Below are 22,792 nucleotides of genomic sequence, written 5' to 3' on the forward strand. Positions count from 1 at the left end.
GGCGAGGACCCGGCCGCGGCTGACCGGGGCCGGGGCGGCGCGGCCCGGGGCGGGTCCGGCGGCGGGCGGCGGGCGGCGGGCGGCGGGCGGCGGGCGGCGGGCGGCGGGCGGCGGGCGGCGGGCCGCGGGACCCTGGGCACGGTCCCGGCGCGGGCGGCGGGACCCGGGCCAGGCGTGCCCCGGCCGCGCGGGCGGGGGCCCGAGGGCGGGGTTAGGGTCCGGGGGTGAGGGAATTCGTCAGCAACGTGCGGTTGTGGTTCGCGCCCGAGGAGGTCCGGGAGGAGGGCCGCACCCCGGACTACCGGTTCTCGCTCGCCAACGAGCGCACCTTCCTCGCCTGGCTGCGCACCGCCCTCGCCCTGATCGGCGGCGGTTTCGCGGTGGACCAGTTCCTTCCCGCCCTGGGCCGGGGCTGGCGCGTCGGGCTCGCGCTCGCGCTGCTCGCGGCCGGCGTCCTGTGCGCGCTGCGCGCCGTCAACCACTGGGTGCGCTGCGAACGCGCGATGCGCCGGGGCGAGGACCTGCCCGTCTCCCGCTTCCCCGCCGTGATGAGCCTGGTCGTCGCGGTGGTCGCCGTGGCCATGGTCGTCGTGGTCCTCACCGGGTGGGAGGGGTGACCCGCGACCCCGGGCTCCAGCCCGAGCGGACCCGGCTGGCCTGGCGGCGCACCACCCTCTCCGCCACCGTCACGGCCGTGCTCGCCGCGCGCACCGCCCTGGGCCGGGGCGGCGGTCCCGTCCAGGCCGTCGCCGTCGCGCTCTGCGCCGCCCTCTGGCTGGGCTTCCTGTACATCGCGCACCGCCGGATACAGGGGCTCGCCGCCTCCCCCGCCCCCGGGCCGCTGCCGCCGACGCGGGCCGCCGCGGCGGTCCTGTGCACCGCGGCGCTGGCGGGCTGCGGGGCCGTACTGATCCTCTGACCGGCACCGGACGGCTCCGGTCGCCGTCCCGGCCCCGGCCCGCCGGCGGACGCGTCCGCCGCCCCCCGCCCGCCGATGCCCCCGCCCGGCGCTCCGCACCCCGCGCCCGGCCCGAGCCGGTCCCCTCCGCGGGCCACCGGTCCCGCCGGCCCGACCGACCCCGCCGCACCCCGCACCCCGCACCCCGCACCCCGCGCCCACCGGAGTCGACCCTCTCCGCCGCCCGCCGGATCCGGCGGCCCCAACGAGTCCCGCCGCACCCCGGCCCCGCGCACCCCGACGCCCTCCCGCCCCCGAGGCCCGCCGTCGAGCGCGCCGCCCCCGCCTTCCGCGCACCGGCCCGCCCCGGCGGCGCCCGGACCCGCCCACGCTCCCGCCCCACGCCCGGTGTCCGGGACGCGCGCGGTGCCCGGTACACCCCCTGGACGACATACCGACTGGTCGGCATCATGTGTGCGGTACATGTCCCCTGCCCCGTAGGAGCGACGATGAGTACCGACCATCCGCCCGGACTCGATCTCCACCGGCTGCGCGCGCTGCTCGACCGGGAGCGGCCCGGGCTGCTGGACGGCCCCCTGTCCGGACGGCTGATCGAGGGCGGGCGGTCCAACCTCACGTACGCCGTCTCCGACGGCACCGCCCGCTGGGTGGTGCGGCGGCCCCCGCTCGGCCACGTCCTGGCCACCGCGCACGACATGCGGCGCGAGCACCGCGTGATCACCGCCCTGCGCCCGACGCCGGTGCCGGTCCCGGAGCCCGTCCTGCTCTGCGAGGACGAGGAGGTGACCGGGGCGCCGTTCTACGTCATGGAGTTCGTCGACGGCACCCCCTACCGCACGGCCGCGCAGCTCGCCGCGCTCGGCCCCGGGCGCACCCGGGCCGCCGTGCTGGGCCTGGTCGACACCCTCGTCGCCCTGCACTCGGTCGACCCGGCCGCCGCCGGGCTCGCGGACTTCGGCCGCCCCGAGGGCTTCCTGGAGCGCCAGCTGGACCGCTGGGCACGGCAGTTGGCCGCCTCCCACAGCCGCGACCTGCCCGGCGTCGGCACCCTGCGGGCCTCGCTCGCCCGGACGCTGCCCCGCTCCCCCGCCCCGGCCGTGGTGCACGGCGACTACCGGCTCGACAACGTGCTGATCGGCGGCCCGGACGACGGCATCCGGGCGGTCCTGGACTGGGAGATGTCCACGCTCGGCGATCCGCTGACCGATCTGGGCCTGCTGATGATGTACAGCAGCACGGCCCTCCTCGCCGACTCCCCCGTCGCCACCACCGCGCACGCGCCCGGCCATCCGGCCCCGGCCGAGCTGGTCGAGCGGTACGCGCGGCTCTCCGGCCGGGACGTGTCGGCCCTCTCCTGGTACACCGCCTTCGCCTGGTTCAAGCTCGCCGTGATCCTGGAGGGCATCCACTACCGCTACACGCTCGGCAGGACGGTCGGCGGCGGATTCGAGCGCATGGGGGACCTCGTCCCCGTCTTCGTCGAGCAGGGCCTGAGCGCCCTGCGGGAGGGCTGATCCGCCATGGACTTCGCGTTCGACGCCCGCACCGGGCAACTCCGGGCCGAGCTGCTCGCCTTCATGGACGAGCACGTGTACCCGGCCGAGCGGACCGCCCGGGAGCAGCGCGCCCGCCTCGCCTCGCCCTGGGACACCCCGCCGGTGGTGGAGGAGCTGAAGACCGAGGCGCGTCGCCGGGGCCTGTGGAACCTCTTCCTGCCGGACCCGCGGCTCGGGGCCGGGCTGACCAACCTCCAGTACGCCCCGCTCGCCGAGATCACCGGCCGCAGTCCGGGGCTCGCGCCGACGGCGACCAACTGCGCGGCGCCGGACACCGGGAACATGGAGCTGCTGGCCCGGTTCGGGGACGCGGAGCAGCGCGAGCGGTGGCTGGCGCCGCTGCTCGCCGGGGAGATCCGCTCGGCGTTCGCGATGACCGAGCCGGACGTGGCCTCCTCGGACGCCACCAACATCACCACGCGGATCGAGCGGGACGGCGGCGACTACGTCGTCACCGGCCGCAAGTGGTACATCTCCGGGGCGATGGACCCGCGCTGCGCGGTCGTCGTCGTGATGGGCGCGACGGACCCGGACGCCCCGGACGTCCGCCGCCGGCAGTCCATGGTGCTGGTCCCCCGCGACACCCCGGGCCTCACCGTGACCCGCGCGATGCGGGTGTTCGGGTACGAGGACCACGCCCACGGCGGCCATGCCGAGGTGGTCCTCGACCGCGCCCGGGTGCCGGTGTCCCATCTGATCGGCGAGGAGGGCGGCGGCTTCGCCATCGCCCAGGCGCGGCTGGGGCCGGGCCGGATCCACCACTGCATGCGGCTGATCGGGATGGCCGAGCGGGCCATCGAGCTGATGTGCCGCCGGGCGGTGGACCGCACCGCCTTCGGCGGGCCGCTGGCCGGGCAGGGCGTGGTGCGCGCCTGGATCGCGGACGCGCGGGTCACCGTGGAGCAGTTGCGGCTGCTGGTGCTGAAGACGGCCTGGCTGATGGACACGGTCGGCAACCGGGGGGCGCACACCGAGATCCAGGCCATCAAGATCGCCACACCGCGTGCGGTGACCGGCATCCTCGACCGGGCGATCCAGTTGCACGGGGCGGCCGGGGTGGGTCAGGACCTGCCGCTGGCCGAGTTGTACGCCGCCGCCCGGACGTTGATGATCGCGGACGGCCCTGACGAGGTGCACCAGCGCTCGCTGGCCCGCCGGGAGATCGCCCGGCGCACCGGCGACCGGTCCGCGCGCCGGTAGTCCCGCGGCCCCGCTCCCCGCGCCGGTGCGGGGATCCGCGTGGCGTTCGTGCCGCGGCCGGCCGGGGAGCGGGCCGGGCTGCCGCGCGTGCGCGTCCGGCAGCCGGAGCCGGGCCGCACCGTGGCGCCGGCCGGGCGGGGCCGCGGCCGCGCAGTCCGGCGGCGGCCCTCCCCGGTCACCTCACGGGCGCAGCGCCCGCAGCAGGAGATCGGCCAGGTGGTCGGCCACCTGCTGGGGGGTGAGCGGACCGTCGGGGCAGTACCAGGTGGACAGGTGGTGCACCGAGCCGAAGTGGTAGTCGACCACCAGGTCGGCCGGGGTGGCCGCGGAGAAGACGCCGGCCCGCTGGCCCTCCTCGATCAGCGCCCGGAAGCGTTCGTGGTAGCGGCGGCGTTCGGCGCGCACCTGCCGGTTCCTCTCGGGGCCCAGGTGGTGCATGGAGCGGAAGAAGATCGAGGCGTCGTCGAGGTTGTCGATGGTGGTGACGACGACGTCGGCCGCGGCGTCGCGCACCCGCTGCTCGACGGGCGCGTCGGCGTCGGCGAAGGCGTCCAGGCGCTCCTGCTGGACGCGCAGCACCCGGGCGTAGACCTCGTGCAGGAGGTCGTCCTTGGAGCCGAAGTAGTGGTAGAGGGCGCCCTTGGTGACGCCCGCGGCCTCGACGATCTCCTGTACGGAGGTGCGGTCGTAGCCGTGCTCGGCGAAGAGCCGGGTGGCGGCGGCCAGGAGCCGCTGCGGCACCGGGGTGCCGTCCCCGTCCGTGGTCCTGGGCACTGTCGCCACCTGCCTTTCCGTGTCATCGGGGGTCGTCGGTGTCCTGAGGGGGAACGTCGTTCCCGGCCGAGGATCTTCCCATCCGCCGTCCCGGGCCGGGCGGGCGGGAGGGCCGTCCGGCGCGCGGCCGTCCCGGACCGGCCGCGGGGGCGCGGCGGTGGGCCCCGGCGCTCCGCCGCCGCGTCACACTAACCAGTCGGTATGCGGGGCGGAAGGGGTGACCCGGGGTTCGCGTCGTTCCGCGCGGCGCGGGACCGGGCTACCGTGCGTGAACATGACACCCGCATGGATCACGGAGGTCACCGCATGACGCTGTCCCGACGGACCCTGCTCTCCACCACCGCCGCCGTGGCGGCCGGCACCGCCGCCGTGCCCGGGGCGGCCCACGCCGCGCCCGCGGGCGGCCGGCGGCTGCGCACGGGCTTCGAGCGACTGGCCGACGACGGCTACCGGGTGCTCGCCGGGCAGCGGGTCGGCGTCGTCACCAATCCGACCGGCGTCACGCGGGACGCCCGGCACGTCGTCGACGTGATGCACGCGGACGACCGGGTGGAGCTGACCGCCGTGTTCGGGCCCGAGCACGGCTTCCGGGGCACCGCGCAGGCGGGCGGGTCCGAGGGGCGCCACGAGGACCCGGCGACCGGGCTGCCGGTGTACGACACCTACCTCAGGAGCGGCCGGGAGCTGGCGGACGTGTTCACCGCCTCCGGCGTGGACACCGTCGTCTTCGACATCCAGGACGTGGGCGCCCGCTTCTACACGTACATCTGGACGCTGTTCGACTGCATGGAGGCGGCGGCCTCGGCGGGCCTGCGGTTCGTGGTCCTGGACCGGCCGAACCCGCTGACCGGGCGGGCGGCGCTGGGGCCGGTGCTGCACAAGGAGTTCGCGACCTTCGTGGGGCGGCAGCCGGTCGCGCAGGCGCACGGGATGACCGTCGCGGAGCTGGCCCTGCTGTTCAACGGCGAGTTCCTGACCACGCCGGTGCCGCTGCGGACGGTGCGGATGGCGGGCTGGCGGCGGTCGGACTTCTTCGACGCCTCCGGGCTGCCGTGGGTGCCGCCGAGCCCGAACATGCCGACGCCGGAGACCGCGCTGGTGTACGCGGGCACCTGCCTGTTCGAGGGGACGAACCTGTCGGAGGGGCGCGGCACCACCCGCCCCTTCGAACTGCTCGGCGCGGAGGGGCTGGACGGCCGCTGGGCCGCCGCCGCCAACGGTCTGGCCCTGCCCGGGGTGCGCTTCCGGGAGGCGTACTTCTCGCCGGTGTTCTCCAAGTTCCAGGGCAGGACCGCCGGGGGTGTGCAGCTCCATGTGCACGACCGGGCCGCCTTCGACCCGGTGCGCACCGGGATCGGCCTGCTGGTGACCGCCAAGCGGTGCTGGGACGGGTTCGCCTGGCGGCCGGACGAGTGGATCGACCGGCTCACCGGGTCGGCGCGGGTGCGCACGATGATCGACGCGGGCGCGGACACCGACGAGGTGGTGGGGGCCTGGCAGCGGGAACTGGCGGCGTTCCGGGAGACCCGCCGCCAGTACCTCCTCTACCCGTGAGCCCCCGGCCGGCCGGTCACCGGTGGGACGCGAACTCCACGACCTGCTGGTAGGTCGGCCGGTTCTGCCAGGTCGTGGCGCCGTGCCCGATGCCGCCCAGGGTGCGGTGGACGATCGAGTCGGCGCACCACTGGTCGCCGGCGGCGCACGTGGCGTCGCCGGGGTAGACCTGGGCGGCGGTGCGGCCCGCCGCCGCCGTCAGGGTGGAGAGCAGGGTGTCCCGGCAGGCGGTGAGGTCGCCGCCGCCGCAGTAGGGGCGGGCCAGCGGCCCCCGCACGGGCTCGCCGAGCACGGACCGCAGGTCCTTGTCGACATGGCTCCACCAGCCGTACTGGAAGGCGCTGCCGGCGTGGGCGCCGGTCGGGCCGTGTCCGGCGGAGGGCGCCTCGTCGACGGGGAGGTTGCGGGTGAAGGCGGTGTACAGGCCGTCCCCGAGGCCGGGCGCGAACTCGGCCCGCACCAGCAGCGGCCACCAGGCGTCCAGGGTGCGGATCGCGTCGGCGTGAGCGTACCTCCGGGATCCGGCCGAGGTCTCGGTGCGCAGTCCGCCGTCGGCGAGCCAGGCCCGGAGCCGGCCGACGGCGGTGGCCGCGGCGGGGTCGGTGACCGGCGCGGTGCCGATCACCCGGAGCAGGACGGGCAGCACACCCTCGGCGCGCAGGTCCGCGAGGCCCGCCTCGGCCATGGCCCCGACCAGTGAGGCGCGGGTGACCCCGCCCCCGGCGACCAGTTCCGCCACCCGGTCGTCGAGCAGGTCGCCGCGGTGGACGGAGCCGCTGCCCCAGGAGGCGGCCGGGTAGTCCCGGGCCTGTTTGTTGTTCCAGGAGACGTAGTAGTCCTGGTCGACCGACTGGGGATGCTCGGCGGGCGGGGTGTAGCGGGCCCGGTTGTCCGCCGGGTCCCAGTCCCGCCACTCGTACGCGGGGAGCGCGAGGACGGGGAACTCGGCGTCGACGCCCTCGGCGCGGACCGGGTTGTCGCCGCTGTTGTAGTACGCGGTGTGCTCGGCGTCGGCGTAGAACCAGTTGAAGGTGTAGTTGATGTGCTGGACGGCGCTCCGGAAGCCCTCCGGGCCCTGGACGTGGCCGGGGTCGTTGAGCATCTGGAAGCCGATGATGGAGTCGGCCTCGTGCAGGAAGGACGAGCGCAGCGCGGTGTAGGCGACCTTCTTGCCGCCGACGGTGGCGCGGTGGGTGACCGGGCCGTACGCGGTGCGCCAGACCCGCATGGTGTAGGAGCCGGCCGGGGTGCCGTCGGCGACGGTCGGCTTCCAGGCGTTGACGCGCTCGACCTTCCGCATCGGGGTGCAGGTGCCTCGGTGGAGGTAGTGGTGGTCGTCCTGGCACAGCTCGACCGCGTAGCCGTCGATGATGTCCTGCCCGGAGGTGGTCGCGCTCCACGCGTAGTCCTGGCCCCGGCCGAGTTCGACGTACATGCTCAGACCGGCGAAGGAGGCGCCGCGGGCGCTGATGCCGGGGCCCTGGATCTCCTGGAGCATGAGGAGCTGGGGCGCGAAGTAGCCGGTCTGCGGCCCGAAGACGGCCACCGGGTTGCCGCTCGCGGTGTGCCTGCCGCTGACCACCAGGGCGTTGGACATGCCGCGCCGGGCGGAGCCGACGGCGGCGGTCGCGGCCGCGGCGGAGGCGTCCGTGGCCCGCGCGGCGGTGGCGCTGCCGGTGCGGTCGTGCACCAGGGGTTCGGCGGTGACCGAGCCGGGGTCGGGCAGGGCCCGGCCGCGCGGGTCGTCGGGCCGGGGCAGGTAGGGGAAGCCGCCGGTGCGCTGGGTGAGCACGGCCTCGGGGTCGTCGCGCTGGCGGAAGGACTCCCAGACCCGGGTCCCCTCGGCGGTGCCGTACTTCTCCTGGGCGGCCATCAGGGAGAGCGCGTTGCCGACCTCGCCGCCGCCCCCGGAGCCGAACAGGGAGCCGATGACGGAGGCCAGGGCGATCAGGTCGGTGCGCTTGAAGCGCCCGATGGTGCCGGCGTTGGTGACGGAGTTCTTGTGCCCGGTGAGGACGTACTCGCCGGGGAAGTAGCGGCCCTTGTCGGAGGCCTCGATGTAGGCGTTGACGCCGTCGATGTAGGCGTCGACGTCGGCGAGGGCCTGCCGGCCGCGCTCGCCGTTGCCCTCGGCGACCCCGAGCAGCTGGGCCTCCAGATCGGCCTCGGTGTAGGGGGCGTCGCGCCAGAACTGCTGTTCCAGGCCCTGGTTGGCGGGGGCGCCCCCGGCGAAGGGGGTCAACTGCCCGCGTCCGACGTGGCGGAGGAGGTCCATCAGCCAGAGCCGGTCCTGGGCCGCTGCGTACCCGGCGCCGAACTCGGTGCCGTAGCGGGTGGTGCCGGTGATGTGGGGGACACCGGTCCCGCGGTCGCGGACGATGGTGACGTCCTGGCGCCCGGCCGGGCGCAGGGTGGAGGCGACCTGCCCGGCGGGTACGCCGAACGACGCCTCGTTGAAGAAGGTGTTGACGGTCTCGTTGGTGAGCCCGGTCCGCCCGGAGGCGAGGGCCGCGTAGGGGCCGAGCTGGTCCCCGGCGTGCGCGGGCCGGGTGCCGAAGGCCTGGTGGAGAAGGATCTCGGCGAGGGTGGCGTTGCCGTTCTGACCGGGCGGCAGGATGTCGGAGCAGCGTCCGCCGCAGTGGTCGGCGGCGGTCCGCCCGGCCCGCGGCGCGGTGGCGGACTTCTCCGCGCCGCCCGTTCCGACGGCCATCGCCGGGGAAAGCGGTGACAGGAGGCCCGCGATGAGGACGCATACCGAGGCGCCCTTCAGGAACCCGTGGAAGCCGCGGGGAGTTCTCAGTCTGTCGAGGACGTTACGTGGGGTGCGTGCCATGGCAGCTCCTCCCGACGGGGGTGGAGCCGGACGTTACCGCCGGTATCACCGGAGTGGAAGGTGAACATGCGTCACTTTCCGCGGCAGGAGGTCGACTCATGAAGAACCTCGCACAAGCGGAGGGAGCCGATTCGCTTGCCGGTGCGTCCATGAGGGGGCGTCGGTACGGGAACCCGGCGGGAAGCGTCGCGGCAGCGCGGCGCGGAGCCGGTTCGGGACCGGCGCGGCGCCGCCGCACGGCGGCGCGGGCACGGCGACGGGGGCATGACCGCAGGACGAGAAGTGCAGGTGTGACGGAGGTGCAGGGCGATGGCCGGTTTTCGAAGTCTGGCGAGACAGGTCCGCGATCCGCGGTGCGATCTGGCGCTGAGGCGGTATTCACTGCGCAAGTGCCTTGAGCGGTTCGCCCCGTACGGGCACAGAGCGACCTGGGACCATCTGTGCGCGCGGGCCGGCTTCGGCCCCGAGGACCGCTCCCCCGACCCGGTGCGGCTCGTGGCCGCGCTGGAGGAGCTGGAGGAGGCGCGCTCGGTGTGGCTCGCGTACGAGGAGGAGTTCGCCGAGCGGCGCAGGAAGGAGAAGCACGACGGGCTGCGGCGGCCCGGCAGCGTGGACGACTGGCACCGGCTGACCTGGGGCGGCTTCGGTGTGGCCTGGTGCGACGACCCCGGACTCCACCCCGACGGGCCGCTGGCGGAGGTGCTGCGGCGGCTGACCTCGGCCCTGGAGCGCGAGCCGGGCGCCCTCTGCCCGGTGTGCGACGGGGAGCGGCTGGTGTGGCGGTACGACCTGGACCACGAGCCGTCGTCGGGCCCGGTGTGCGCGGACTGCGGCATCCTCGTGCCGCGCCCCGTCCTCACCCCGGAGGCCCTGGCGAACGCCCGGCGCGGACCGCGGCTGCTGATGTCGGCGTAGGCGGGGGCCGGGCCGGGCGCGGCGCGGCGCCCGGTGCCGGTCCCCCTCCGGGTGAGCCACCCGCCCGGCCCCGGCGGCCGCTCAGCCGGTGCACCCCGGGTCCGGCGCCCCCTCCTGGGCCGGCACCCGGTCCGGCTCCGCCGCCCGGCCGGGCGGCCGGTCCGGCGCGGGCTTCCGCGCGGACCTCGCCGGACCCGACCGGCGTTCCGGCAGCAGCCGGGAACCGGTGGCGACTTCGCCGAAGGCGTCGTCCGGGTTGGACAGGACGCAGCTGTCCAGCGAGAGGCAGCCGCAGCCGATGCAGTCGGTGAGGTGGTCGCGCAACCGGTTGAGCTGTTTGATCCGCTCGTCCAGCTCGGTGCGCCAGGACTGGGAGAGATGGGCCCAGTCGTCCTTCGTGGGCGTGCGCTCCTCCGGCAGTTCCGCGAGGGCCTCACGGATGGTGGCGAGCGGGATGCCGACCCGCTGGGCGGCGCGGACGAAGGCGACCCGGCGCAGCGCGTCGCGGGTGAAGCGGCGCTGATTGCCCGAGGTGCGACGACTGGAGATCAGCCCCTTGGACTCGTAGAAGTGCAGGGCCGACACGGCGGCGCCGCTGCGCGCCGAGAGCTGGCCGACCGTGAGTTCATGGATCTTCTCGGGAATCTGGGGCACTCCCCGAACCCTACCGACCCGGGCCCCGGAACGTCGCCCCTCCCCACCACTCCGCGCCACCCGGACACCTGTCGGCCCGTCAACTCGGCAGGAACACGGGCCCATTGACACGGGTCGCCCCGGCACCCACACTAAGCAGTCGCTTAGAGTCGGGCGCGGGCAGCCGTCCCGGCGGCCGCACCCGGCGCCCCGTCCGGGCGGCCGGCCGGGACGTCGACGGGCGCGGCCGGGACGTCGCGCCGGAGAGGAAGAGGGGCCGGAGGATGACAGGGCAGCCGAGGATCTTCGCGTCCGCCGACGAGCTGAGGGCGGCGGTGGGCGAGCCGCTCGGGTACACCGACTGGGTGGAGGTCGACCAGCGGCGGATCGACCTGTTCGCGGAGGCGACCGGCGACCACCAGTGGATCCACGTGGACCCGGAGCGGGCCGCCGCGGGCCCGTTCGGCACCACCGTCGCGCACGGGTACCTGACCCTGTCCCTGCTCCCGCTGTTCGCGCCGCGGCTGATCGCCGTGGAGGGCGTGCGGATGGGCCTCAACTACGGCACCGAGAAGGTCCGCTTCCCCGCCCCCGTGCCGGTGGGCTCGCGGCTGCGGGCGACGGCGGTCGTCACGGGCGTGGCGGACGTCGAGGGCGGGGTCCAGGTCACCGTCGCCTTCACCGTGGAGCGGGAGGGCGGCGGCAAGCCGGTGTGCGTGGCGGAGTCCGTCTCGCGCTACTACTTCTGAGCGCCGTCAGCTCCGGGCGCCGCCGGCGACCGCGCCCCGACCATCCGCAGCACCAGACCGGCGTAGAGCGTGCCGACCTCCTCGGGGGTGCGGGGGCCGTTGACGTTGAACCAGCGGGCCACGTCGATGCAGAGGGAGAGCACCGCGAGCGTGGTGCCCCGCACGTCCTCGACGTCGAACTCGCCCGAGGCCGCGCCGTCCTCGATGATCCCGCGCACCTCGGCGTCGACCCTGCGGCGCAGCGCGACGATCTCGGCGCGGGCCTCGGGACCCAGCGCGTCCAACTCGTACTGGACCACGCGCGCGGTGGTGCGCCGGCCCGCGTGCCAGCGGACGAAGGAGCCGACGGCGTCGGCGAGCCGCTCGGTCGCGCTCCCCCCGCCCTCGGCGGCGGTCCGCAGGATCGACAGGGCCCGCTCGTGGCCGAGCCGGCTGATGCGGTGGAGCAGCTCTTCCTTGGTCTTGTAGTGGATGTAGAGCGCGGCCGGGCTCATTCCGGCCCGTCCGGCGATGTCACGGGTCGTGGTGGCGTGGTAGCCGCGCTCGGCGAACGCCTCCACCGCGGCGACCAGCAGCCGCCGGGCCGCGTCGGGCACGACCTCTTCCCAGGGCTCGGTGTCGCCGCCCGCCGTCTCGGCCGCCGTACTCATCGCTGCTCGCCCCTCTCGGTGACAGATGCCCCCACCATACCGCCGAAGCTGAGCGAGCGCTTAGGGACGGACGGGGCGGCGGGTGACCCGACGGGCGGGGCGGACGGCCGACGGGACCGCGGTCATCCCAGCTTCTCGAAGGGGTCGTGCTCGGCGAGGAGCTTGTCCAGCCGGGCCTGGTCCACCCGGCTGACGATCTGCCCGGCCTCCTGGCGGTCGCGGATGATCTTGGCCAGCGTGAACGCGGAGGTGACCAGGTACAGGACGGCGATGGCGAGGAAGGCCCGCACCCACGCGTTCGCCTGGAGGTTGTAGATGCCGGCCGCGGTGGCGATCATCGCGAGGCCGAAGGAGGCCACGGCCTGCCCGTAGAAGGCGGTGGTGCTCTGCTGCTTGACCGGTGAGTCGTTCATGGGACCAGTTTCGGCCGGGGTGTCCGCAGCCACATCCGCCGGCGTACTCAGCTCGGGTACTCAGACGGCGGGGGCCCGGACGGCGCGGGGGAGCCGGAGGTCCGGAGCGGCGGAGGTCCGGGGAGCCGGACGGCCGGAGTGGCGGACGGCCGGAGTGGCGGGGGCCGGAGCGGCGGGGGCCGGAGCGGCGGACGGCCGGGGGCCCGCGGCCCGGGGGAACCCGGGGCCGGGGCCGTCCCCCGCGGCGGGCCCGGCCCGTCCGCCCGCGCGGGACCTACGATGTGCGCCATGGCCCGACCGCGCACGCCCCTGCTCAGCACCGAACGCATCGTCGGTGCGGCCCGCGCGCTGGTGGACGCGGAGGGCCTCGCCGCCGTCTCCACCCGGCGGCTCGCGACCGAGCTGGGCGTCAGCGGGCCCTCCCTCTACAACCACTTCCGCACCAAGGACGAGATCCTGGAGGCGGTCGCGGACTCGGTGAGCGCCCAGGTCGACCTGTCGATGTTCGAGGACGGCCGCGACTGGCGCACCGCGCTGCGCGACTGGGCGCTCTCCTACCGGGCGGCCCTGCGCGACCACCCCCACATCGTCCCGGTGCTGGCGCGCGGCCCCGGCCGCCGCCCCGCCGGGCTGCGCCTGGCCGACGCCGCCTACGGGGCGATGGTGGACGCGGGCTGGCCCCCGGCCCAGGCCACCTCCATCGGCGCGCTGATGCGCTACTTCGTGATGGGCTCGGCGCTCGGCTCGTTCGCCGGGGGCTTCGTGGACGACGCGAGCGCCTACGACCCCGACGACTACCCGCACCTCGGGCAGGCCCATCTGCTGGCCGAGCGGCAGGAGCTGATCGACGAACGGGCCTTCACGACCGGGCTGACCGCGCTCCTGGACGGGCTGGCCCAGCAGTACGAGCGCCTGGACACGACCGCGCCCTGACGGGGGATGGGACTGCCGAACGGCACCGGGAACCCGGTCCGGTACCCGGTTCCCCGGCGCACAGGCCGTGGCCCCGCGCCCCGGCACCCGGTTCGGCGACCGGTTATCCGGCGCCGCGCCCGAGGACCGGACCGACCGACCGGACCGACCGCCCGGACCCGGGCCCCCGCTCCCCGTCCCGCGCCCCGGCCCCGCTCCGCTCACGCCTCCAGATCCGGCAGCCACGCCGGTGCCGGGCAGATCCGCTCCCCCCGCTGGTCGAAGACGAACAGCCGGGCCGGGTCGACCAGGAGCGGCACCTGCATCCCGTGACGGAGCACCAGGTCGGGAGCGGTCCGCACGATCAGGTCGCCGGGCGTCCGGCGGTCGGCCGCCGCGAACGGCGGCGGGGCGGGCGGCGCCTCCAGCACGACGACGGGATCGCCGCGCCGTCCGCCCGCCCGTTCCTTGAACCGCCCCAGGACGGTGCCGTCCCGGCGCCGCCGTTCCGGGCGGACCGCGGGGCGCGGCGACTCCAGCCCGGGGACGACCACGGGCCGCGAGCCCGTGGTGACATGGGTGAGGCACTCGTGGCCGCGGTACTCCACGTGCTCCACCAGCCCCGTGAGCGGCATCTCGCCGGGGCGCGCGGCGGACGGGCCCGCGACGCGGACGGCATCCGGGCGCAGCCCCACGACGATCTCGCGGCCCTGCTGGACGCGGAGCAACTCGTGGTCGCGGGAGAGCGGTTCGGGCAGGAACAGGCACTGCCTGCCGAGGCTGATGGTCATGGCGCCACCCACCGGGGCGCGGACCATGCCGCGCAGCAGGTTGATGCGCGGGGTGCCGACGCAGCCCGCGACGAAGGCGTTGCGCGGCAGTCCGTACACCGTGCGCGGCGGGTCCGCCTGCTGGAGCACGCCGCCGCGCAGCACGGCGACCCGGTCGCCCAGCGACATCGCCTCGGCCGGGTCGTCGGTGACGTAGACGGTGGTGACGCCCAGGTCCCGGGTCAGCCCGGTGATCTCGGCGCGCAGATGGACGCGGAGTTCGGGGTCCAGGCCGGACAGCGGTTCGTCCATCAGGAAGGCGGTGGGGCGCCGGGCGGTGGTCCGGCCCGTCACGACGCGCCGGTGCCCGCCGCCGGAGAGCTGGGCGGGGAAGCGGTCGAGCAGGTCCTCGATGCCCGCCGTCCGGGCGGCGGAGACCCGGGCGCCGGGGTCCTCGCGGAGCGTCTCGACGCGCGGCGGGAAGCCGGTGGCCCCGCGCCCGGCCGTGTTCGGGTACAGGAGGGCGTCCTGGAGGACCACCGCCATCCGCCGCTCGGCGGGGAGCAGGTCGTTGGCGTACTCGCCGTCCAGCAGCAGGCCGCCCTCGCTGATCTCCTCCAGCCCGGCGATCATCCTCAGGACGGTGGACTTGCCGCAGCCGGGAGGGCCGAGCAGGACGAGGAACTCGCCCGGCGGGACGTCCAGTGACAGCCGGTCCACCGCACGGGGGCCGCCGCGCGTGTAGGTCTTGCTCACGTCGTACAGCGAGATGGCGCGTGTCATTGCTGGTGCCCCCGGGAACTCACCGAGCGCCGAACACTCCGCGCCCGGCCCTCCCGCGCGGTGCGCGCGGCAGGGTGTGCGTCACGGAAGCTAACGGAAGGTACGGGTCGGGCGGAAGACACAGGACGGCAACTTTCCGCCATCGTTCGCATTCCGGGCGGCCCGGGCCCCGGCTCCGTGACCCGCGGCGCTCCCCGTACGACCCCCGCACGACCCCCGCGGCGGACCGGACGGGACCGGATCCGGACGGGTCCGGCCAGGTCGGGCAGGGTCGGGCAGGAACGGGCCCGGCAGGCGAACGGGCCGGGGCGGGCCGGGACGAACCGGGCGGCCCCGACCGCGTCGGCCGTCCGGGACACCCCGGCATTCCGGCCGCCGCGCACCACCCGCCCCCGCCGGCCGTCCGCCTGTCGATCGGGCCGCCCCGGCCGGAGCCGTCCGGGCTGTCGGGACCGTCGGAGCCCGTCGGCCATCCGTACGGTCGACAGGTCGCCCGCGCCGTCAGTCGTCCGCGCCCCCGGCGTCGTTCCGTCGCCGGTCCGGACGGCGCACCAGTTCGCCCGCCGCCAGGGTCGCCGCGGCGGCCACACGCGTCCAGCGCGCACCGCCGCGCGCCGCCAGGACCACGCAGACGCAGCCGCCGACGGTCAGCAGGAGCACCCCGCTCAGCACTGCCAGGATCATTGCGGACCTCCCCCGGGCCGCGGCCCCGCCGGCCGCGCCACCCGGCCATCATCGCAGCCGCCCGGACGCGCGCCACGGCGGCGCGGGGCGGGGGCGCGGGATCTCAGGACACCGCACCGGTCCCGGGGGGCGGGGCCCCGGTGGGGTCCGGGGCGGGGACGGGAGGCCCCGGCGGCGGCCCGTCGAGCACCCGGCCCAGATAGGCCCGCAGCAGTTCCCGGGCCTCCTCCAGGACCGCCTCGTCCCCGCCCGGCGCGACCCGGAAGGCCAGCCGCACCAGGGCGTCGGCGGTCTCCACGGCGACGAGGAAGGTACGCCGCAGCGCCTCGTCCGGGCGGCGGCCGAGGTACCCGGCGAGCAGGTCCGTCAGCCGCTGGGACACCCGGTGGTTGGGCTCGGCGCGGGGGTCCCCGACGGGGATCTGGTTGCCGAAGTCGACGAGGGCGAAGCCGGGGGTGCCGCGCTTCATCGCGAGGTACTCGTCGAGCAGCACGTCCAGCGCCTCCCGCCAGCCGCGCGCTCCGGACCCGGCCGCGCCGGGAACCCCGTCCGCCCCGCCGGGCCCGCCCGCTCCGCCGGGACCGCCCGCCCCGGCACCGCCCCGGCCGGGACCGCCCTCCGCCGTGCCCTCCGCCCCCGTACCGGCGGCGGCCGCGGGAGGGGTCCCGGAGCCGTCGGTCCGGGCCGCGCCGCGGGCGCCCGCCCCGCCGCCGCCGAGCAGCCGCTCGGTCACGGACTCCATGTAGCGCTCCAGATTGCGCTGGGCGAGGGCGTCGACCATCTCCCGCTTGTTGCCGAAGAAGCGGTACACCGAGCCGATGGGCACCTCCGCGCGCAGCGCCACGGCACGGGTGCTCAGCGCGTCGTACCCGGCCTCGTCGAGCAGGACGGCGCAGGAGTCGAGGATCCGGGTCAGCCGCTCGGCACTGCGCCGCTGCACGGGCACGCTGCGGAGCAGCGGGGCGGCACGCGGCACACCGGCCCCGGCCCCCTCCCCCCGCGCCCCGGAGCGACCGGACCCGCCGGACCCGCCGGGAGCACCGGAACCGCCGGACCCGCCGAAAGCGCCCCGGCCGCCGGTTCCGCCGGGCCCGCCCGGGCTCCCCGGGCCGCCGGGCGGCGCCGGGGCACCGGGGCGGTTCACCGCACCCCCTCCGTGCCGCGCTCCCCCGCCTCCCCGGGGGGCCCGCCCCCCGCGTCCGAGACCGTGAGGTCGGCGGTGCTCTCGACGGGGCGGCCGTCCACCGCCCAGACGGTGCCGTCGTCCGCGTACAGGCGGACGGTGAGCCGGTGCGTGCCGCGCGGCACCAGAGCGGCGTCGAGCCGGTGGCGGGGGCCGCGCAGCCGGACGAGGGGGTCGCCGTCGAGGAAGAGGCGGGCGAAGCCGCGCCCGGCGACGGCGCGGGCGGGTGCGCCGGACGGGGAGAGGCGGAAGCCGCGCAGGTCCAGGCCCACCTCCCACCCCCCGTCGGCGGCGGGCTGGACCTGGAGGCCCGCCCCGGGCGCCCCGGCGGCGTCCACCTCGCGGTAGCGGTTCCCCTCCTCGTCGGTGCCGGCGAGGAGCCGCCCCACCGGAGCGGCGGAGGTCCGGCCGGCCCCCGGCTCCCGGGTACCGCCGGTGCTGCCGCAGCCCGTGGTCCCGGCCAGCGGCAGGAGACAGACCGCGAGCGCGGCGACTGCTCTGCGCGTCCACGACATGCCCCGGAGACTAGAACACCGGTCCGACGACCCGAACGCCCCGGGGGGCGCGGTTCCGGCCAACCCTCCCGGACCGGGCAGGAAGACCCGTACGGGCCCTTGCGCGGGGAGGGCCTCAATCCTACGGTGTCCCATAGGAATCAGTTCGGCGAGGGAGCGAGTGATGAGCGCGGACGCGCGCAAGGCGGCGGAGGGGCTTTCCCACCTGTCCGGTTTCGGCAATGAGCACAGCTCGGAGGCGGTGCCGGGGGCCCTGCCCGACGGCCGCAACTCGCCGCAGCGGGCGCCCCTCGGGCTCTACGCGGAGCAGCTCAGCGGCTCGGCCTTCACCGAGCCCCGCGCGGAGAACCGGCGCTCGTGGCTCTACCGCATCCGCCCCTCCGCCGCGCACCCCTCCTTCACCCGCACGGGCAACGGCACCATCCGCACCGCGCCGTTCACCCAGACGGTGCCGGACCCCAACCGGCTGCGCTGGAACCCCCGGCCCGCTCCTCCGGCCGGGACGGACTTCCTGGCGGGGCTCTGGACCCTCGGCGGCAACGGCGACGCGACCCAGCGCACCGGCATGGCCGTGCACCTCTACCACGCCAACGCCTCCATGGAGCGCGTCTTCTCCGACGCCGACGGCGAGCTGCTGATCGTCCCGGAGCGCGGCGGGCTGCTGCTGCGCACCGAGTTCGGGCTGCTGCGCGCCGAGCCCGGCCACATGGCGCTGATCCCGCGCGGGGTGCGCTTCCGGGTCGAGCTGCTCGACGACGACGCCCGGGGCTACGTCTGCGAGAACTACGGCGCTCTCTTCCGCCTCCCCGACCTCGGCCCGATCGGCGCCAACGGCCTCGCCGCCGCGCGGGACTTCCTGGCCCCGGTCGCCGCCCACGAGGACGTCGAGGGCCCGGTGGAGGTGGTCAACAAGTACTGCGGCAACCTCTGGACGGCCACCTACGACCACTCCCCGCTCGACGTGGTCGCCTGGCACGGCAACCTGCTGCCGTACGTCTACGACCTGCGCCGCTTCAACGTCATCGGCAGCATCTCCTACGACCACCCGGACCCGTCGATCTTCACGGTGCTCACCTCGCCGTCCGACACCCCCGGCCTCGCGGGCGTCGACTTCGTGGTGTTCGCGCCGCGCTGGCTGGTGGGCGAGGACACCTTCCGCCCGCCGTACTTCCACCGCAACGTGATGAGCGAGTACATGGGCCTGATCGAGGGCGCCTACGACGCCAAGGCGGAGGGCTTCGTGCCGGGCGGCGGCTCGCTGCACAACATGATGTCGGCGCACGGTCCGGACCGGGAGACCTTCGACCGGGCGAGCGCCGCCGAGCTGCGGCCACAGAAGGTCGACGACGGGCTGGCGTTCATGTTCGAGACCCGCTGGCCGGTGGCCCTCACGCCGCAGGCGGCCCGCGCCGACCACCTCCAGGAGCGCTACGACGACGTGTGGCAGGGCCTGGAGCGGCACTTCCGCCCGTTGCACTGAGCGGACCGGACCGGTACGGATAGGCCCGTGACCTCCTTCGCCCCGGACTCCATCGTCCTCAACCGCAAGCTGCCGCTCTGGTACCAGGTGTCGCAGTCGCTGCGCGCCTCGATACTCGGCCGCTCGCCCCGGGACCCGCTGCGCCTCCCCACGGAGGAGCAGCTCGCCGGGCACTACGGGGTGAGCGTGCTCACCATGCGGCAGGCGCTGAAGGAGCTGGAGGAGGAGGGGCTGATCAGCCGCCACCGGCGCCGGGGCACCTTCATCGAGCCGGACGCGCGGCGGGGCGCCCCGGTGCGGCTGCTGGGCTCGGTGGACGCCATCGTCGCCCAGCAGTCCGGCATGACCAGCTCGCTGCTGGAGCACGGCGTGGTGCCGGTGCCGCCCGAACTCTCCGAGTACTTCCCGGACCTGGCGCGGGCGGCGGCCTACCATCGGCTGCGCTGCGACGAGAAGACCGGCGAGCCGACCAACCACGCCCGCAACTACGTCCGGCCCGAGCTGGCCGCCCGGATCGACCCCGACGACCTGGCCCGCTGGCCGATGACGAAGGTGCTGCGGGACGTGGCGGGCCTGCGGATCAGCAAGATCACCGACACCGTCGAGGCCCGGCTCGCGGACCCGGAGACGGCCCGGCTGCTCCGGGTGCCGCTGCTCAGCCCGATCCTGCACTACACGGGCGTCACCTACGACCCGGCGGGGCGGGTGCTCGACGTGGCGGTCATCCACTACCGGGGGGACCGCTTCTCCTTCACGGTCACCCTGGACGCCACCTGACGGGCCGGCGGCCCCGTCGTACGATGCCCGGCGTGACGCCCGACGACGCTCCGCGCCCCGCGGACCTCATGCCGTGGTCCGTCGCACCGCCCCGGCTCGGCCGGGGGTGGCCGGCGGGTCCCGACCCGGCCTCGCTCAGGGCCCGCTGGGACGCCCTGGTGGCGGCGGAGGGACCGGACCGCGAGGCCCTGTTCGAGCCGAGCCGCTCGCGCACCCCCGAGACCGCCGTGCCCCGGCTGCCGGGCACCTCCGGCGGCACGGAGCGGCTGGCACGCCTCCCGGGGCCGTGCCCGGAGCCGGTGCGGGTGCTGCGCGGGCCCTTCGACGAGCAGTGGCTGCTGCCCGACCACCGGCTGATCGACGCGGCCCGGCCCGAGCTGTGGCGGGTGGCGGACGCCCGGCAGGTCTTCCTGGTGGAGGTGCCGGGCGCGGCCGGACCGCCGCTGCTGGTGACCTCCCTGCCGCCGCTGCTCGGCCCCGGCCGGATCCGCCCGCTGTACCGCAGGCCGGGCGGCGCGGAGCCCAATCTGGCACCGGGGCTGCTGGACCATCTGACGGTCCGGCTCGGGATCCGCCCCTCCCCCGCCGACGTGCTGGCGTGGCTGCTGGCCGCCGCCCGGCCTGGCCCCCTGGTCCCGCTCACCGCGGACCGGGCCCAGTGGGAGCACGGGGTGGAGCTGGGCCTCCGGGCACTGTGGCTGATGCGCCGCGACGGGGAGCGGCCCCGGCTGCCCGGCGGACGGCGGCCGTATGTGCGGGCGGCGCTGCCCCCGCGCCCGCTGACCCTCCGCTACGACCGCGAGGAGGAGACCCTGCACCTGGACGGGGGCCGCGTCTCCCCCGTCCCGGCGGGGGCCTGGGACTTCGAGGCGGGCGGGGTCCGGGTCCTGGAGCGGTGGTTCGCGGAGCGCACCGCCGAGGGCCCCGGCGGGCTCGCCGCGATCCGCCCGGCGGGCTGGCCCCAGTCCTGGACCTCCGAGCTGCTGGAGCTGATCACCGTCCTGGCGCTGCTGTCCGAACTCGGTCCCCCGTGCGCGGCGCTGACGGTGACGGACCCGGTGACGGCGACGGAGCTGCGGGAAGCGGGGGTGCTCCCGGCCCCGGCCGCGGCCCGCCGCCCGGCCTCGGTGCTGGACGACCGGGAGGAGGGCCCGGAGGGCCAGCTCGCCCTGCTGTGACGGTGTCCCGTCCCGGGAGCCCGGCGGCCCTGATCCCTCGGGGGCGGGAGCACCGGACCGGAGTACGTGGACGAGGACCGCGGACGGGCCCGCCGGCCCGGGGCGTCCGGCACCCGGTCGAGGACCCGTGCGAGGAGGGCGTCCGGGGCCGAGGGCCGGGCCTCGCGGAAGGGCTCCGCCCCGGCGCGGGCGGCGCGTCACCGCCGGGCGGGGTGCGGCGGTGGGGCACGGTGGCGGGCACGGCGGGGCGGTGCCTCGGAACGGGCCGCAGGGGGCCGCCTGCGGAGGGGTGCGGGGCACGGGGGCCGGACGCCCGTACGGGCCGGGAACGGCGGGGTCGTACGGGGTCGCCGGGACCGCGCCCGCCCGGGAGCACACCGGGGGCGCCTCCGCGTGCCGTGGGGATGACGGACGGGATGCGGCGCCGTGCCGGGACGGTGTCGTCGCCCGGGCGGGGCGGTCGGCTAGCCGGCGAAGAGCGAGCGGCGCAGCCGGCGCAGTGGTGCGAAGAGCGACACCCGGCGCACGCGGGCGCCCCTGCTGCTGCGCTCGCGCACCCTGTCGCGCGCGGTCAGCTCACGCATCAGCGATGTCGCCTCCAGCGTCTCGCGCTGCGGCAGGGCGGGCCCGCCGAGCACCGCGAGATGACGGTCGAGGCGGGAGCTGGTCGCGCTGCTCCCGCAGGTGATCGCAGGGACCCTGGCCCTGCTGCGCATCGTTATCTGTTCCATGTCACTCCCCACCCGTACGAGTCCGCCCGGCCCCGGGCAGGGTAACCCTATCTCCCCGGCCGGGCATGCGTGTATCGCGGTCACAGGATTCACCTTCCCCACAAGGGGGTTGACGATCACTCTCCGAATCCGACAGTTTCCAGGGCGAGTTGGTGAAGTGCCCAGCCCGCGGGCCGTTCCGTCCCCCGCGCGGGGGGTCCGGCGGTCACCGTCCGTCACGAGGCGGGCCGGTCCGTCCGGGGGGCGGTCAGGGGCGTGTCACCCTTGAGCATCCCCACGGAGCGCGGAACCACACCAGGGCGCACAAGCGGCACTTGGCGCACACGGGCGCCCGGCGGCTCCCCGCCCCGCTCCCGGGGGCGACCGCCGTGCGCCCCCTCTCGGCGCGGGACGGTGACCTCCGGTGAGGCGCCCGCGCGCTCCGGGCCCCGCGGACGGGCCCGCGCCGGGTCCGCGCCGGGTCCGCCGACGGCCCTCGCGCCGGGCGCGTCCCGGGCCGGGAACGTGTCCGATCTCACGCCCCCCGGGCGGCGCGCCGGTGAACGGCGCGCGGCGTCCGGCCCCACGGCCGGTCCCGGCCGGCGGAACCGCCGTGTTCCCGGGGCCGGCGGGGCCCCGGGAACACGGCGGTGGGAGAGGGACCGCCGGACCGGGTGGTGCGGTGCGGGTCAGGCGGCGCCGGTGAGGGCGGGGAGATAGCCGCCGGACTGTCCGGCCGCCGTCGGGTGGTACGACTCGCCGATGTTGAGCCAGTTCACGCTGTGCAGCCAGGAGTTCCCGGAGCAGATCTCGTGGCCCGTGAAGGGGGAGCGCACGTCGGCGAAGGTGAAGCCGTGCCCGGAGGCGCGCTGGGCGAGCACGGTGTTGAGGCGGTCGGAGGCGGCGTTGATCGCCTTCCGCTTGCCCTCGGAGAGGCCGACGCAGGTGGTGCCGAGCTTGTAGAAGCGCGGGTAGCCGATCACCACGACCTTGGCGCCGGGCGCCTTGGAGCGGATCGCGGAGTACACCCGGTCGAGATTGCCGGGAAGCGTCGAGTTGACGTAGGACTCCGCCGTGGCGACCCGGGACAGGCAGGTGCTCTCGGACTGGAGCACACAGGTCGTCATGACGTCGGCGAAGCCCGCGTCGTTGCCGCCGACGCTGATGGACACCAGCGAGGTGCCGGAGCCGAGCGGGCCGAGCTGCCCGGACAGCACGTCCCCGGTCCGGGCGCCGGAGCAGGCGGTGAAGGAGAAGGACGAGGGCGAGTGGGCCGCCGCCCACAGGGAGGGATACGCCTTCGTGCTGCGCTTGCAGTCACCGCTGGAGCCGATGTAGCCGCCCGCCCCGACCCCGGAGGAGTAGGAGTCGCCGAGGGCCACGTACCCGCCCGCGGCGGCGGTTCCGGCGCCCGCGGCGGCCGAGGTTCCGGTGAGGGCGGCGACCGCGGCGAGGGTGAGCGAGCTGAGCAGGACGACGAACCGGGAACGTCTCATGGGACCTCCTTGTAGCAGAACGTCTGCCGCAACTGTGGTAGCAGCTACGCGCGTTGATTAGAAGTGTCCATGCCAAAAGTTCACCTCCTCCGCGCCGTCCTCCCCAGA

General features: G+C 76.0%; 22 protein-coding genes. 11 read left to right on the top strand and 11 right to left on the bottom strand.

Features of this window, described 5'->3' with window-relative positions; genetic code table 11:
• Window positions 1-224: 224 nt before the first annotated feature.
• From ACZ7LB_RS17570 to ACZ7LB_RS17585, 4 genes are all read left to right on the top strand, one after another.
• The gene (locus ACZ7LB_RS17570; RefSeq protein WP_471469087.1) at window positions 225-617 is read left to right on the top strand and encodes a YidH family protein; all 393 of its coding nucleotides are present in this window, start codon (window positions 225-227) and stop codon (window positions 615-617) included.
• A complete protein-coding gene (locus ACZ7LB_RS17575) occupies window positions 614-919 on the top strand; it encodes a DUF202 domain-containing protein (protein ID WP_471469089.1) in 306 nt (101 codons plus the stop codon). The genes ACZ7LB_RS17570 and ACZ7LB_RS17575 overlap by 4 nt, the downstream gene beginning before the upstream one ends.
• Window positions 920-1,407: 488 nt before the next feature.
• Window positions 1,408-2,433 carry a phosphotransferase family protein gene (locus ACZ7LB_RS17580; protein ID WP_471469091.1) on the top strand — a complete coding sequence of 342 codons (1,026 nt, stop codon included), beginning with the start codon at window positions 1,408-1,410 and terminating at the stop codon, window positions 2,431-2,433.
• A gap of 6 nt (window positions 2,434-2,439) precedes the next feature.
• Window positions 2,440-3,675 (top strand): acyl-CoA dehydrogenase family protein, encoded by a 1,236-nt coding sequence (locus ACZ7LB_RS17585; protein ID WP_471469093.1) that lies wholly within the window; start codon window positions 2,440-2,442, stop codon window positions 3,673-3,675.
• 180 nt (window positions 3,676-3,855) lie between these two features.
• On the opposite strand, the gene ACZ7LB_RS17590 is transcribed toward ACZ7LB_RS17585, so the two are convergent.
• Window positions 3,856-4,449 carry a TetR/AcrR family transcriptional regulator gene (locus ACZ7LB_RS17590; protein ID WP_471469095.1) on the bottom strand — a complete coding sequence of 198 codons (594 nt, stop codon included), beginning with the start codon at window positions 4,447-4,449 and terminating at the stop codon, window positions 3,856-3,858.
• Window positions 4,450-4,755: 306 nt separating this feature from the next.
• Between ACZ7LB_RS17590 and ACZ7LB_RS17595 the strand changes: the two genes are divergently transcribed.
• On the top strand, window positions 4,756-6,003 hold the full coding sequence (locus tag ACZ7LB_RS17595; protein ID WP_471469097.1) for an exo-beta-N-acetylmuramidase NamZ family protein: 1,248 nt from the start codon (window positions 4,756-4,758) through the stop codon (window positions 6,001-6,003).
• 16 nt (window positions 6,004-6,019) lie between these two features.
• On the opposite strand, the gene ACZ7LB_RS17600 is transcribed toward ACZ7LB_RS17595, so the two are convergent.
• Entirely contained in the window at window positions 6,020-8,836 is a 2,817-nt protein-coding gene (locus ACZ7LB_RS17600) for a penicillin acylase family protein (protein ID WP_471469098.1), read from the bottom strand.
• 309 nt (window positions 8,837-9,145) lie between these two features.
• On the opposite strand from ACZ7LB_RS17600, the gene ACZ7LB_RS17605 reads away from it, so the two are divergent.
• Window positions 9,146-9,751 carry a hypothetical protein gene (locus tag ACZ7LB_RS17605; protein ID WP_471469100.1) on the top strand — a complete coding sequence of 202 codons (606 nt, stop codon included), beginning with the start codon at window positions 9,146-9,148 and terminating at the stop codon, window positions 9,749-9,751.
• An 81-nt stretch (window positions 9,752-9,832) separates the two neighbouring features.
• Here ACZ7LB_RS17605 and soxR read toward each other — a convergent pair whose 3' ends face one another.
• Window positions 9,833-10,405, bottom strand: coding sequence for a redox-sensitive transcriptional activator SoxR (gene soxR / locus ACZ7LB_RS17610; protein ID WP_471469102.1), 573 nt, complete (start codon window positions 10,403-10,405; stop codon window positions 9,833-9,835).
• Between the two features lie 263 nt (window positions 10,406-10,668).
• Between soxR and ACZ7LB_RS17615 the strand changes: the two genes are divergently transcribed.
• Window positions 10,669-11,133 carry a MaoC family dehydratase gene (locus tag ACZ7LB_RS17615; protein WP_471469104.1) on the top strand — a complete coding sequence of 155 codons (465 nt, stop codon included), beginning with the start codon at window positions 10,669-10,671 and terminating at the stop codon, window positions 11,131-11,133.
• On the opposite strand, the gene ACZ7LB_RS17620 is transcribed toward ACZ7LB_RS17615, so the two are convergent.
• Both ACZ7LB_RS17620 and ACZ7LB_RS17625 read right to left on the bottom strand, forming a co-directional pair.
• Window positions 11,124-11,783, bottom strand: a complete 660-nt coding sequence (locus tag ACZ7LB_RS17620; protein ID WP_471469106.1) for a TetR/AcrR family transcriptional regulator — start codon at window positions 11,781-11,783, stop codon at window positions 11,124-11,126. The genes ACZ7LB_RS17615 and ACZ7LB_RS17620 overlap by 10 nt on opposite strands.
• Before the next feature lie 122 nt (window positions 11,784-11,905).
• The gene (locus ACZ7LB_RS17625; RefSeq protein WP_265293003.1) at window positions 11,906-12,196 is read right to left on the bottom strand and encodes a YiaA/YiaB family inner membrane protein; all 291 of its coding nucleotides are present in this window, start codon (window positions 12,194-12,196) and stop codon (window positions 11,906-11,908) included.
• 288 nt (window positions 12,197-12,484) lie between these two features.
• Here ACZ7LB_RS17625 and ACZ7LB_RS17630 point away from each other — a divergent pair, with 288 nt between their 5' ends.
• On the top strand, window positions 12,485-13,129 hold the full coding sequence (locus ACZ7LB_RS17630; RefSeq protein WP_471469108.1) for a TetR/AcrR family transcriptional regulator: 645 nt from the start codon (window positions 12,485-12,487) through the stop codon (window positions 13,127-13,129).
• Between the two features lie 200 nt (window positions 13,130-13,329).
• On the opposite strand, the gene ACZ7LB_RS17635 is transcribed toward ACZ7LB_RS17630, so the two are convergent.
• The 4 genes from ACZ7LB_RS17635 to ACZ7LB_RS17650 form a co-directional block, all read right to left on the bottom strand.
• Window positions 13,330-14,661: an ABC transporter ATP-binding protein gene (locus ACZ7LB_RS17635; protein WP_471469110.1), complete on the bottom strand. Its 1,332-nt coding sequence runs from the start codon at window positions 14,659-14,661 to the stop codon at window positions 13,330-13,332.
• A 501-nt stretch (window positions 14,662-15,162) separates the two neighbouring features.
• On the bottom strand, window positions 15,163-15,345 hold the full coding sequence (locus ACZ7LB_RS17640; RefSeq protein ID WP_471469112.1) for a hypothetical protein: 183 nt from the start codon (window positions 15,343-15,345) through the stop codon (window positions 15,163-15,165).
• Between the two features lie 103 nt (window positions 15,346-15,448).
• Entirely contained in the window at window positions 15,449-16,321 is an 873-nt protein-coding gene (locus tag ACZ7LB_RS17645; RefSeq protein WP_471469114.1) for a TetR/AcrR family transcriptional regulator, read from the bottom strand.
• Window positions 16,322-16,485: 164 nt separating this feature from the next.
• Window positions 16,486-17,043, bottom strand: coding sequence for a hypothetical protein (locus ACZ7LB_RS17650; RefSeq protein WP_471469116.1), 558 nt, complete (start codon window positions 17,041-17,043; stop codon window positions 16,486-16,488).
• A 163-nt stretch (window positions 17,044-17,206) separates the two neighbouring features.
• Between ACZ7LB_RS17650 and hmgA the strand changes: the two genes are divergently transcribed.
• Genes hmgA through ACZ7LB_RS17665 form a run of 3 tightly spaced genes read left to right on the top strand, consistent with a single transcriptional unit; the run spans window position 17,207 to window position 20,478 of the window.
• A complete protein-coding gene (hmgA, locus tag ACZ7LB_RS17655; RefSeq protein ID WP_471469118.1) occupies window positions 17,207-18,523 on the top strand; it encodes a homogentisate 1,2-dioxygenase in 1,317 nt (438 codons plus the stop codon).
• Window positions 18,524-18,550: 27 nt separating this feature from the next.
• Window positions 18,551-19,300 (top strand): GntR family transcriptional regulator, encoded by a 750-nt coding sequence (locus tag ACZ7LB_RS17660; RefSeq protein ID WP_471469120.1) that lies wholly within the window; start codon window positions 18,551-18,553, stop codon window positions 19,298-19,300.
• 23 nt (window positions 19,301-19,323) lie between these two features.
• Window positions 19,324-20,478 carry a type ISP restriction/modification enzyme gene (locus ACZ7LB_RS17665; protein WP_471469122.1) on the top strand — a complete coding sequence of 385 codons (1,155 nt, stop codon included), beginning with the start codon at window positions 19,324-19,326 and terminating at the stop codon, window positions 20,476-20,478.
• Between the two features lie 464 nt (window positions 20,479-20,942).
• Here ACZ7LB_RS17665 and ACZ7LB_RS17670 read toward each other — a convergent pair whose 3' ends face one another.
• Together ACZ7LB_RS17670 and ACZ7LB_RS17675 are read right to left on the bottom strand one after the other, a co-directional pair.
• The gene (locus ACZ7LB_RS17670) at window positions 20,943-21,209 is read right to left on the bottom strand and encodes a hypothetical protein (RefSeq protein ID WP_471469124.1); all 267 of its coding nucleotides are present in this window, start codon (window positions 21,207-21,209) and stop codon (window positions 20,943-20,945) included.
• A gap of 668 nt (window positions 21,210-21,877) precedes the next feature.
• The gene (locus ACZ7LB_RS17675; RefSeq protein ID WP_471469126.1) at window positions 21,878-22,684 is read right to left on the bottom strand and encodes an SGNH/GDSL hydrolase family protein; all 807 of its coding nucleotides are present in this window, start codon (window positions 22,682-22,684) and stop codon (window positions 21,878-21,880) included.
• Between the last annotated feature and the right edge of the window lie 108 nt (window positions 22,685-22,792).

It is taken from the genome of Streptomyces sp. NPDC107521 (assembly GCF_055598485.1).